General features: G+C 68.7%; 8 protein-coding genes. 4 read left to right on the forward strand and 4 right to left on the reverse strand.

Features of this window, described 5'->3' with window-relative positions:
* The 3 genes from B2J89_RS19580 to B2J89_RS19590 all read left to right on the forward strand — a co-directional run.
* A partial coding sequence (locus tag B2J89_RS19580) for a UvrD-helicase domain-containing protein (RefSeq protein ID WP_169170572.1) occupies nt 1–2,403 on the forward strand: 2,403 nt, incomplete at its 5' end.
* Between the two features lie 14 nt (nt 2,404–2,417).
* Nucleotides 2,418–3,548 carry an FUSC family protein gene (locus tag B2J89_RS19585; protein ID WP_169170573.1) on the forward strand — a complete coding sequence of 377 codons (1,131 nt, stop codon included), beginning with the start codon at nt 2,418–2,420 and terminating at the stop codon, nt 3,546–3,548.
* A 185-nt stretch (nt 3,549–3,733) separates the two neighbouring features.
* Nucleotides 3,734–5,950 (forward strand): PhoX family phosphatase, encoded by a 2,217-nt coding sequence (locus tag B2J89_RS19590; protein ID WP_169170574.1) that lies wholly within the window; start codon nt 3,734–3,736, stop codon nt 5,948–5,950.
* 237 nt (nt 5,951–6,187) lie between these two features.
* On the opposite strand, the gene B2J89_RS19595 is transcribed toward B2J89_RS19590, so the two are convergent.
* From B2J89_RS19595 to B2J89_RS19610, 4 genes are all read right to left on the reverse strand, one after another.
* The gene (locus B2J89_RS19595; RefSeq protein ID WP_169170575.1) at nt 6,188–7,015 is read right to left on the reverse strand and encodes a BPSS1780 family membrane protein; all 828 of its coding nucleotides are present in this window, start codon (nt 7,013–7,015) and stop codon (nt 6,188–6,190) included.
* A gap of 30 nt (nt 7,016–7,045) precedes the next feature.
* On the reverse strand, nt 7,046–7,996 hold the full coding sequence (locus B2J89_RS19600) for a homoserine kinase (RefSeq protein WP_169170576.1): 951 nt from the start codon (nt 7,994–7,996) through the stop codon (nt 7,046–7,048).
* 116 nt (nt 7,997–8,112) lie between these two features.
* Nucleotides 8,113–8,466, reverse strand: coding sequence for a hypothetical protein (locus B2J89_RS19605; RefSeq protein ID WP_169170577.1), 354 nt, complete (start codon nt 8,464–8,466; stop codon nt 8,113–8,115).
* Nucleotides 8,384–9,718: a serine hydrolase gene (locus tag B2J89_RS19610; protein ID WP_205763909.1), complete on the reverse strand. Its 1,335-nt coding sequence runs from the start codon at nt 9,716–9,718 to the stop codon at nt 8,384–8,386. Before B2J89_RS19610 ends, B2J89_RS19605 begins: the two co-directional genes overlap by 83 nt.
* A 137-nt stretch (nt 9,719–9,855) precedes the next feature.
* On the opposite strand from B2J89_RS19610, the gene polA reads away from it, so the two are divergent.
* Nucleotides 9,856–12,443 (forward strand): DNA polymerase I (gene polA, locus B2J89_RS19615; protein ID WP_169170579.1); only part of this gene is annotated, 2,588 nt, incomplete at its 3' end.

A 12,443-nucleotide genomic window follows, 5' to 3' on the forward strand; every position in this document is an offset into this window, starting at 1 on the left:
CCCGCGCCCGCCGCCGCATCGCCGCTGCTGCACCACCTCAACCCCGAGCAGCTCGCCGCCGTCACGCTGCCCGCCGGGCACGCGCTGATCCTGGCGGGCGCCGGCTCGGGCAAGACGCGCGTGCTCACCACGCGCATCGCCTGGCTGCTGCAAAACGGCCTGGCCACCCCCGGCAGCATCCTGGCCGTCACGTTCACCAACAAGGCCGCCAAGGAGATGGTGGCGCGGCTCTCGGCCATGCTGCCCGTCAGCGTGCGCGGCATGTGGATCGGCACCTTCCACGGCCTGTGCAACCGCTTGCTGCGCGCACACCACCAAGCGGCGGGTCTGCCGCAGGCGTTCCAGATCCTTGACACGCAGGACCAGCTCTCGGCCGTCAAGCGCCTGTGCAAGCAGCACAACGTGGACGACGAGCGCTTTCCGCCCAAGCAGGTGCAGTACTTCATCGCGGGCTGCAAGGAAGAGGGCATGCGCCCGGGCGATGTGCCGGTGGCCACGCACGACGTGGACGGGCGCAGGAAAGTGGAGCTCTACCAGCTCTACGAAGAGCAGTGCCAGCGCGAAGGCGTGGTCGACTTCGGCGAGCTGATGCTGCGCAGCTACGAGCTGCTGCGCGACAACGACCCGGTTCGCGCGCACTACCAGCGGCGCTTCCAGCACATCCTGGTCGACGAGTTCCAGGACACCAACAAGCTGCAGTACGCGTGGCTCAAGCAGCTCGCGGGCGACGAGGTGGACGGCCGCTTTGCGCCGCGCGGCAGCGTGATCGCCGTGGGCGACGACGACCAGAGCATCTATGCCTTCCGCGGTGCGCGCGTGGGCAACATGGCGGACTTCGTGCGCGAATTCGATGTGCAGCGCCAGATCAAGCTCGAGCAGAACTACCGCAGCTACAGCAACATCCTCGACGCCGCCAACCAGCTCATCAGCCACAACAGCGCGCGCCTGGGCAAGAACCTGCGCACCGACCAAGGCCCGGGCGAGCCGGTGCGCGTCTACGAGGCGCCCAGCGACCTGATGGAGGCGCGCTGGATGGTCGACGAGATCCGCCAGCTGGTCCGAAGCGACGGCTTTGCGCGCCAGGAAATCGCCGTGCTCTACCGCAGCAACGCGCAAAGCCGCATCATCGAGTCGACCCTGTTCAACGCCGCCGTGCCCTACCGCGTCTATGGCGGCCTGCGCTTTTTCGAGCGCGCCGAAATCAAGCACGCGCTGTCGTACCTGCGCCTGCTGGAGAACCCCCAGGACGACACCAGCTTCATGCGCGTGGTCAATTTTCCGCCGCGCGGCATTGGCGCGCGCAGCGTCGAGGTGCTGCAAGACGCCGCGCGCTCGGCCGGCTGCTCGCTGCACGACGCCGTGAGCGCCGTGCCCGGCAAGGCCGGCGCCAACCTGGGCGCCTTCGTCGCGCTGGTCGATGTGCTGCGCGAGCAGACGCAGGGCCTGACGCTGCGCGCCATCATCGAGCAGATGCTCGAGTCGTCGGGCCTGCTCACGCACTACCGCGCCGAAAAGGAAGGCGCTGACCGTATCGAGAACCTGGAGGAACTGGTCAACGCCGCCGAGAGCTTTGTCACGCAGGAGGGCTTTGGCCGCGACGCCGTGGCGCTGCCGCTCGACGAGCATGGTGCACCGCTGACGCAAAGCCCGGCCAGCCAGGGGCTGGACCCGGATGCGCCGCTGCTCGATGCGCCGTTGACGCCGGCCCTGCCCGGCATCGTCGACATCGACACCGGCGAAACGCTGTCGCCGCTGGCGGCGTTCCTGACGCACGCCGCGCTCGAGGCCGGCGACAACCAGGCCCAGGCCGGCCAGGACGCCGTGCAGCTGATGACGGTGCACGCGAGCAAGGGGCTCGAATTCGACGCCGTGTTCATCGGCGGCATGGAGGACGGCCTGTTCCCGCACGAGAACGCCATGAGCGACCGGGCGGGCCTCGAAGAAGAGCGCCGCCTGATGTACGTGGCGATCACCCGCGCCCGAAAGCGCCTGTACCTGAGCCACTCGCAAACGCGGCTGCTGCACGGGCAGACGCGCTACAACCTCAAGAGCCGCTTTTTTGACGAGCTGCCCGAGAGCGCGCTCAAGTGGATCACGCCCAAGCAGGCGGGCTTTGGCACGTTTACTCCTGATTCCATAGCTGGAGGCGCTTACCCATCGGGCGCTGGAGGCCGATATGGCTTCAAGTCAGAGACCTTTGCCAGCCCGCCCGTCCCGGCGCAGAAGGCCGCGCCATCGCACGGCCTGCGCGTGGGGCTGGCGGTGTTCCACACCAAGTTCGGCGAAGGCAAGGTGCTGGCGCTCGAGGGCACGGGCGACGACGCACGCGCGCAGGTCAGCTTTCCGCGCCATGGCACGAAGTGGCTGGCGCTGTCGGTGGCCAAGCTGGCGGTGGTCGAGTGACCTAGGCATCCTTTATGCCCAAACAAGACGATCCCGCAACGACATCCCGGCGCCTGCGCGGCGCGTCGCGCGGCGCCTCTGCGCGCCATCTCGTCAGCCCGGCGCAGTGGGCCGAGAGCGTGGCGCTCGGCGCGCCGCCCTCGCTGCGCATCTTCACCATTGCGGGGGTGCAGGCCGCGCTGGCCGTGCTGCTGGCGATCGTGGCAGTGCATTTCTCGCCCTGGCCGCAGATGGTGGGGTTCGCTTCGCTCGGCGGATTGGCGGCCCTGTTCGGGCGCTTTGCCACGGTGGAGCGGCGCATGCGCATCGTCGTGGTCTGTGCGCTGCTGCTGGCGCTGGGCGTGCTGGTGCCGTCGCTGGCCTCGTGGGGCGGCGCGCTGCCGTGGATGATGGTGTTGGTGCTGGCCCTTGTGGCCGGCGCGTCCACCGTCGCGGTGTCGTGGTGGAGCCTGGGCGGGCCCGGGGCGGTGATCATCGTGTTTGCGGCCGGCGCTGCATACAACCCGGTCGGCAGCGGCGCCGAGGTGCTGGCCCGGGCGCTGGCGACCCTGGCCGGCGGTGTGGTGGCGGTGTTGACCTGCCTGGTGACGGACCGCTGGCGCGCCCCGGAACTCAAGGCGCTGCGCTTGCCGCCTGCGCATGTGGCACCCTGGTCGCACCAGTGCATTGCCGCTGGGCGCATCACCGCGTGTGCCGCGTTGGCGGCCTGGATTGCCTTCATGGCCGGCTGGCACCACCCGGCCTGGGCGGCGATTGGCGCGGTGTCGGTGATGCAGGGCGGGCACCTGCACATCACCATGAACCGCGCACTGCAGCGCATGGCAGGCACCATCGTGGGTTCCTTCCTCGTCTGGGCCATGCTGGCGCAGCAGCCTGGGTTCTGGACCGTGGTGGCGGCGATCGTGGCGTTCCAGTTCCTGACCGAGGTGATCATTGGCTACAACTACGCGCTCGGCCAGATCACCATCACGCCCATGGCGCTGCTCATGACCTACCTGGCATCGCCGGCGGTGGCCCAGAGCATGCCGGTCGAGCGCGTGCTCGACACCATCCTGGGCGCGGCGCTCGGCATCGTGTTTGCCGTGGTCTTCTCGAGCGTGGACGACCGCGTCTACCTGCATGAGCACCGCAGCAAGGCACGCTGAGCCAGGGCAGTGCTTCCAAGGGTTCTAAATGGATAGCTGCCAGCGCTGGACAGGACAGCGTTAGCGACCGATTTGGCTTTGATTCACAGGCGCGTTGTCACGCCGCTGTCATGCACCCGTCACGGCCATGTCGCAACCGCTTCGTACGCTTCGTGGAGTTTGCAACCCCTATCCAAGGAACCACGATGACCCACCGCGAGATTGCGCCCGAGCAGGCCATTGATTTCAATAACGAGAACGCCAACAACTCGGCCAACCCCACTTTTGAATCGGTGCTGGGCGCGCGCCTGTCGCGCCGGGGCCTGCTGCGCGGCAGCGTGGGCACCGTGGGCACGGCCATGTTGGCCGGCTTTGGCGTGAGCGCCTGCGGTGGTGGCAGCGATGGCCCAGAGGTCGAAACCCCGATTGTCCCCCAGTTGCTGGGCTTTACCGCCGTGGGCAAGAGCCTGGCCGATTCGGTCATCGTGCCCGCCGGTTATACGGCCAGCGTGCTGTATGCGCTGGGTGACCCAGTGCTGCCCGGCACCAGCGCCTACCGCAACGACGGCACCGACACCGACTTCGACAAGCGTGCCGGCGACCACCACGACGGCATGGAGTGGTTCGGTCTGGGCGCCGACGGCCAGCGCAATGACAACGCCACCGAGCGCGGCCTGCTGGCGATTAACCACGAAGCCACCACCGACGAAAAACTTTCGTCGTTCTTCATACACGCCAACGGCGGCGCCTCGACACTGCCGCGCCCGGCTGTGGAAGTGGACAAGGAAGTGGCGCTGCACGGCATCGCCGTGATTGAAGTCACCAAGACGGCTGGCGGCTGGGGCTACGCGCCCAACTCGGCGCGCAACTTCCGCCTCACGCCGCTCTCGCCCATGGAGCTGTCGGGCCCGGCGCGCGGCAACGCCCAGTTGGTGACGAAATACGCACCCACCGGTACCACCACCCGCGGCACGCTGAACAACTGCGGTACCGGCAAGACGCCCTGGGGCACCTTCCTGACCGGCGAGGAAAACTGGTTCGGCTACTTCACCCGCGGCGCGGCCGACGATGCGGCCCGCGGCGACAAGAGCGTTGTGTCCCTCAAGCGCTACGGCCGCAACCAGGGCGCAGCATCGCGCCACGGCTGGGAAACCGGCGGTCTGGAAGACCAGTACCAGCGCTGGAACATCAGCAAGACCGGCGCCTCGGTCGATGGCAGCGACGACTACCGCAACGAAATGAACGGCATGGGCTACATCGTCGAGATCGATGCCTACGACAAGACCCGCCTGGCCAAAAAGCGCACCGGCCTGGGCCGTTTCGCGCACGAGAGCGCAGCCTTCGGTAAGGTGGTGGCCGGCCAGCCGCTCACCGTGTACATGGGCGACGACTCGCGCGGCGAGTACATCTACAAGTTCGTCTCCAGCGCCGTCTGGAGCGCGGCCGACGCGAATGCCGCCGACCGCTTGGCCGTGGGTGACAAGTACCTCGACAGCGGCACGCTGTACGTGGCCCAGTTCAGCGCCGACGGCTCGGGCAAGTGGGTCGAGCTGTCCGTCAGCAACCCGGCCATTGCCGGCTACGCGGGCTTTGCGTTTACCAGCGCCGCCGACATCGCCATCCACACTCGCCTGGCCGCAGACGCCGTCGGTGCGACCAAGATGGACCGCCCTGAGTGGAACGCCGTGAACCCCGCCAACGGCGAGATCTACTTCACGCTCACGAACAACAGCAACCGCAGCATCGACCCGGCCAGCGGCCAGTACCTGCCCGACGCCGCCAACCCGCGTGCCTACACCGACATGAAGGGCGCGTCCAAGCAAAACGGCAACCCCAACGGCCACCTCGTGCGCCTGAAGGACACGGGCGCGGGCTTCCAGTGGGACGTGTACCTGTTCGGCGCCGAAGCCGGGGCCGACAAGGGCCTGGTGAACCTGTCCGCGCTGACCGACGACCAGGACTTCTCCAGCCCCGACGGCCTGGTGTTCAGCAAGGCCACCGGCATCTGCTGGATCCAGACCGACGACGGCGCCTACACCGATGTCACAAACTGCATGATGCTGGCTGCCGTGCCCGGCAGTGTGGGCGACGGCGGCAAGAAGACGCTGAACCACACCAAGGCCGATGGCAGCATTCTGGCCGTGGACACCTACGTCGGCAAGGCCGCCACGCCCAGCACGCTCAAGCGCTTCTTGGTCGGCCCCAAGGGCAGCGAAATCACCGGCCTGGCCGAAACGCCCGACGGCAAGGCGATCTTCGTGAACATCCAGCACCCCGGCGAAGGCACGGCGATGGCCAACATCAGTGACCCCGCCAAGTACCAGAGCCAGTGGCCTGCCAACGCCGGCTACGGCTCCGGCAAGCGCCCGCGCTCGGCCACCATCGTCATCACCAAGAACGACGGCGGCAAGGTCGGCACCTGAGGCAACGCACCGCCAGCGGCGGTGTTTCCGGCCGATCCCCAGGCCCGCAGGCTGCGCTCCAAGCGCACCCTGCGGGCCTGTTTGTTTTGGGGTGTTATTGGCATCTGGCCCTTGCTCGTATTGCGCAGGCAGCTATGTTTTTTGATGCTGGAGCGCCCGCAGAAAGCCATGGCGCAGCAACACCAGCCGCGCAGGCACCGCCAACCGCGCACGGGGGCGGGGCCTCAGGGCGCCGCTTCAGGCGGTGGTTTCGGGGGCGTCGGAGGGGGGCGCGTCGGGCGCTGCGAAGCAGTCGCGGAACGTGAAGACGATGGAGCTGAAGAACATCGCCGCCATGACCATTGCCAGGCCCACCATCAGGCCGCCAATGGCGCCGGGCGCCGACTCGGCGCTGAACACGCCCAGCATGGCCAGCAGGCCCGACACCAGGCTGATGAGCACGCCGCCGAGCGCGAACACCCCCAGCCAGCCCAGGCCATAGACCGTGAACGCGCCCATGTTGCGCAGGCAGGCCACGATGCTGAAAAACAGGCTCTTGACGGGCGGCACGCCGTGCCAGTGCACGAGGCCCGGCGCATGCCAGAACAGCAGCGACAGCGGCAGGTACAGCGCCATCGACACCCACATCGCGGTCTGGAATTCGGGGTTCTCTGCGATCTCGCGCGTCATGGGCTCGCCGCCCAGGTAGACCTGTGCAAACAGGCCGCCGTCGAACAGCGCCGAGAACCCCATCACCGCCAGGAAGCCGATCGCGTACAGCGCGCCGAGCACCAGCATGTGGCGCAGGCGCTGGCGCCCGGTGCGAAACGCCACCAGCAGCACGGCGGGCGTCGGAAAGCGCCCCTGCACGGCCTCGGCCGAGGCCACCATCATGGCCAGCGTGGCCGACGGCAGCAGGGCCAGCGCCAGCGCCGGCCCGATCAGCGGCACCAGCGTGGCCAGCGACATGGCGGCCATGGTCATGAAGAAGAGGGCGGCCATGGCCATGGGCTGGCGCCAGAACACGCGGATGCCGCTCTTGACCCAGGCGATGCCGGTGCGGGCGGGGACGATGTGGAGTTTCATGGTTTCCTGCAGGAGAGGGGCGCCGGCGGCTCAGGCCTGGGGCGGGTGCGCAACGCGCTGGCGCAGAACGCGCTCGAAGTGGCCGGGGTCGTGCGGCGTGAGCATGGATGCCTCGCGCGGCAGGTGGTAGTCCCACAGGCGCGAGATCCAGAAGCGCAGTGCCCCGGCGCGCAGCAGCGCCGGCAGCAGGCTGCGCTCGGCCGCCGTGAGGGGGCGCACGGCCTGGTAGGCGTGCAGCATGGCGTCAAAGCGCGCGGCGTCGTGCGCGCCGTCTTCCAGGTCGATGCACCAGTCGTTCAGGCACACGGCCAGGTCGAACAGGAAGGTGTCGACGCCGGCAAAGTAGAAGTCGAAGAAGCCAGTGAGCGTCTCGCCCTCGAACATCACGTTGTCGCGGAACAGGTCGGCGTGCACCGGCCCGCGCGGCAGCGCGGCATAGGCCGACGAGGCCGCGATGTGGTTCTGGTAGGCCAGTTCGGCGCGCAGCAGCGCCGCTTGCTCAGGGCTGGCGTGCGGCAGCACCACGGGCACGGTCTCGTTCCACCACGGCAGGCCGCGCAGGTTCGGCTGCTGGCGCTCGAAGCTGCGCCCCGCCAAGTGCATGCGTGCCAGCATGTCGCCCACGGCGGTGCAGTGCACCGCGCCGGGCGCGAGCTGGCTGTGGCCGCGCAGCCGGTTGACCACGGCGGCGGGCTTGCCGCACACGCTGTGCAGGATGCTGCCGTGCTTGTCGGGCTGCGGGTCGGGCACGGGAATGCCGGCGTGCGCCAGGTGCCGCATCAGGTGCAGGTAGAACGGCAGCTGCTCGGCCGTGAGGCGCTCGAACAGCGTGAGCACGAACTCGCCCTGCTCGCAGGTGACGAAATAGTTGGTGTTCTCTATGCCGCCTTCGATGCCGCGCAGCTTGTGCAGCTCGCCCAGTTGCAAACGGCGCAGCAACTCGCGCGCCTCTTTCAGGGAGACTTTGGTGAATACGGCCATCGCTCAGGACAAAACGGAAATAGGGCTAGAAGAGAGGACGCATACCCAGGGTGGCCGCGAAGCGGTGCGGGCGCCGCTGCACGCGGCGGCGGGATGCGCCAAATGGGGGGCGCGCGTCAGAACTTCTTGAGGTTCCACACGCGCGAACCGGTGTCGGTTTCTGCGCCATTGCGGGGGCGGTTGCGCACGCCATCCGACGGTTGGACCTCGTACTCGGGCATATTGCCCACCTTGGGCTGCACCTTGATGCTCTGGGTCTGGCCGCCAATGCGCAGCTCATCGACGCGGCTGCCCCCGTCTTCGACATGGATGCGCTCGGTGCGCTGGTTCAGGCGGTCGGATTTTTGCTCTTTGTTTGATAGCTGTTCACGCTCGCTGGCATTGGGCTCAGCAGGTTTTTGGCTGGTATTCTGGGCCAGGACAGGGCCGCTGGCCAGGGCCAGCAGCAAAAGGAGTGGTAGAGCGCGCATGGCGCGATTGTAGGTCGCGCGCGGCGGCGGGAACAGGGGCGGCGGTGGGCGCGGCCACCGCCTCGCCGTCCACCGCCTGCTGCACCGCCCGGTAGAACGCCTCGCGCGCTGCGCTGGCCACGGGGTCCCGCGCGCCGCCTGCCCAGTTGGCGTTGGAGGCGATGACGATCCTGCGCCGGGGATCGATGAAGATGCCCTGGCCGAAAATGCCGCGCGCCGCGAAGCTGCCGTCGTCATAGGTCCACCACTGGTAGCCGTAGCCGCGCCCGCTCTGGCCGATGGCGGTGCGCGCCGTGGTGGCCTCGCGCAGCCAGCTTTCGGGCACGACGCTGTGGCCGTTGGCGAGGGCGCCTTCCAGGATGAACTGCCCAAAGCGCGCGAAGTCCCGCGCCGCGGCCTGGATGCAGCAGCCGCTGATCTCCTGCCCGGTCTTGCTGAGCAGCCAGGTGGCCTGCTGCTCCATGCCGGCGGGGCCCCAGACCTTTTCCTGCAGGTACTGCGACAGGGGCTTGCCAGTGGCCTGGCCCACGAGGATGCCCACGAGGTTGGTCTCTCCCGTGCTGTAGAGCCAGCGCGTGCCCGCGGGCACGTCGCGTGGCAGACGGCGCATATAGCTCACGAGCGCATCCACGCCCGGCTCGGGCTGGTGGTTGTTGAACCGCGCCACGTCGGAGTTGGCGTCGCTGTAGTCCTCGTTCCAGCGGACGCCAGACGTCATGGTCAGCAGCTGGCGGATGCTCACGGCGTCGTAGGCCGAGCCCCGCATCTGCGGGATGTAGTCGCTGACCTTGTCGTCCATGCTGCGGATGTGGCCGTCGCGCAGGGCGGCGCCCACCAGCGTGGACGTCATGGACTTGGCCACCGAAAAGCTCGTCCAGCGCCCGCCACTGCCGAAGTCCAGACCGTAGCGCTCCAGGCGCAGCTTGCCGTCGTGCAGCACCAGCAACGCCGCGCTGCGCTGGCCGGCCAGGTAGGCATCGATGTCCAGCGCCAACGGCAGCGGCGGACCCGGCGGCAGCGGCCGGGGCGTGCCGCTGGCCGCGATGGCATGCGATCGGGCCAGGACGGGCAGCCGGTCGAGCGCGCGGAAGGCGGCGTCGCGCTGCGGCTGGCTCCAGAACAGCAGGTCGCGGTTCGTCGGCAGGGCCTTGAGCAGGCCGCGCGTCTCCGGGTCGAGGCCGAGCCAGCCGGCCGTGCCGATGGCGGCCAGGGCCAGCAGCGCCCCGAGGGCAATCTTCTGGATGGGCTTCAAGGCGGGACTCCTCAGGTGGCGGTGGAACACGGAGCCGCCATTGTGGGCCGAACCATAGCAATTGGATGGGCTCCGGGCCTGGCACACCGGGGCTTTCAGGGAAGGCTTGCGCGCCCGTTCGTGTGCACAATCGCCGCATGACCGACAAAAAAACCCTGGTGCTGGTCGACGGCTCCAGCTACCTCTACCGTGCCTACCACGCCATGCCCGATCTGCGCGCCGTGCCCGGCGACCCGCACAGCGCCGCCACGGGCGCCATCCGCGGCATGATCAACATGATGGGGGCGCTGCGCAAGGAGGTGCACGCCGACTATGCCGCCTGCATTTTCGACGCCTCCGGCCCCACGTTCCGCGACGACCTCTACCCCGACTACAAGGCCCAGCGCGCGCCCATGCCCGACGACCTGCGCGCGCAGATCCCGCCCATCCACGACGTGGTGCGCATGCTTGGCTGGACGGTGCTGGCCATCCCTGGCGTGGAGGCCGACGACGTGATCGGCACGCTGGCCGTCACGGCCGCGCGCCAGGGCATCCAGGTGGTCATCTCCAGCGGCGACAAGGACCTGAGCCAGCTGGTGGACGCGCACATCACCGTTATCGACACCATGAACGGCAAGAAGCGCGACGTGGCCGGCGTGACGGCCGAATTCGGCGTGCCGCCGTCGCAGATGGTCGAGTTCCAGATGCTGGTGGGCGATGCCGTGGACAACGTGCCCGGCGTGCCCAAGGTGGGGCCCAAGACGGCGGCCAAGTGGCTCAATGAATACGGCTCGCTCGATGCGCTGCTGGCGCGCGCCCATGAGATCAAGGGCGTGGCCGGCGAGAACCTGCGCGGCGCGCTGGGCTGGCTGCCCACGGCGCGCCAGCTCGTCACCATCAAGACCGACTGCGACCTCGACGGCCATGTGCCCGGCCTGCCGGCGATCGACGCCATCGCTGTCGGCGCAGAGCAGAAGGACGCTTTGCGCGGCTTTTATGAACAGTACGGCTTCAAGGGCCTGGCGCGCGCGCTCGGCCCGGCCGATGCCGCCAATGGCAGCGCCGCCGCCGCGCCTCCGGTGGGCAAGAAAAAAGACGATGGCGGCACCGCCGACCTGTTCGCCGACCCGGCCGCCACGGCGATTGCCGAGGCCGCGCAGCACCGCGACGTGGCCTACGACACGGTGCTGACCCGGGAGGCTTTCGACCGCTGGCTGGCCCGCGCCCAGGCGGCCGACCTGGTGGCCATCGACACCGAGACCACCTCGCTCGACGAGATGCGCGCCCAGATCGTCGGCATCTCGCTGAGCGTGCAGCCGAACGAGGCCGCCTACATTCCGCTCGCGCATTCCGGCCCCGACGCGCCCGAGCAGCTGCCGCTCGCCGACGTGCTGGCCAAGCTCCAGCCCTGGCTCGAAGACGCCAGCCGCGCCAAGCTGGGCCAGCACGTCAAGTACGACCGCCATGTGTTCGCCAACCACGGCATCGACGTGCGCGGCTACGCACACGACACCATGCTGCAAAGCTACGTGCTCGAAGTGCACAAGCCGCACGGCCTGGCCAGCCTGGCCCAGCGCCACACCGGGCGCAGCGGGCTGAGCTACGAGGACCTGTGCGGCAAGGGCGCGCACCAGATCCCGTTTGCGCAGGTGGCGGTGGACAAGGCCGCCGCCTATTCGTGCGAGGACTCGGACCAGACGCTCGACGTGCACCGCGTGCTGTGGCCGCAGCTGCAGGCCGACGAGAAGCTGCGCGGCATCTACGAGCTGGAGATGGCCAGCAGCGAGGCGCTGTTCCGCATCGAACGCAACGGCGTGCTGATCGACGCGGCCACGCTGGCCGCGCAAAGCCACGAGCTCGGCCAGCGCATCGTGCAGCTCGAAGCCGAGGCCTACGAGATTGCCGGCCAGCCGTTCAACCTGTCGAGTCCCAAGCAACTGGGCGAGATCTTTTTCGACAAGCTGGGCATGCCGGTGGTCAAGAAGACCGCCACCGGCGCGCGCAGCACCGACGAGGAAGTGCTCGAAAAGCTCGCGCTCGACTTTCCGCTGCCGGCCAAGCTGCTCGAGCACCGCAGCCTGTGCAAGCTCAAGGGCACCTACACCGACAAGCTGGCGCAGCTCGCCCACCCGCGCACCGGCCGCGTGCACACGCACTACGCCCAGGCCGTGGCGGTGACCGGGCGCCTGTCGAGCAACGAGCCGAACCTGCAGAACATCCCCATCCGCACGCCCGAGGGCCGGCGCATCCGCGCCGCGTTCGTGGCGCCGCCGGGCCGCGTGATCGCCAGCGCCGACTACTCGCAGGTCGAGCTGCGCATCATGGCGCACCTGAGCGGCGACGAGGCGCTGCTGCACGCCTTCCGCGAAGGCCTGGACGTCCACCGCGCGACCGCCGCCGAGGTGTTCGGCGTCGCGCTCGACGAGGTGTCGAGCGAGCAGCGCCGCTATGCCAAGGTCATCAACTTCGGCCTGATCTACGGCATGAGCAGCTTTGGCCTGGCCAAGAACCTCGGCATCGAGACCAAGGCCGCGGCCGCCTACATAGACCGTTACTTCCAGCGCTACCCCGGCGTCAAGCGCTACATGGACGAGACCAAGGCCCAGGCCAAGGCGCAGGGCTATGTCGAGACGGTGCTGGGCCGGCGCCTGTACCTGCCCGAGATCAACTCGCCCAACGGCCCGCGCCGCAGCGGCGCCGAGCGCGCGGCCATCAACGCGCCCATGCAGGGCACGGCCGCCGACCT

Source organism: Acidovorax sp. SRB_24, from assembly GCF_012931925.1.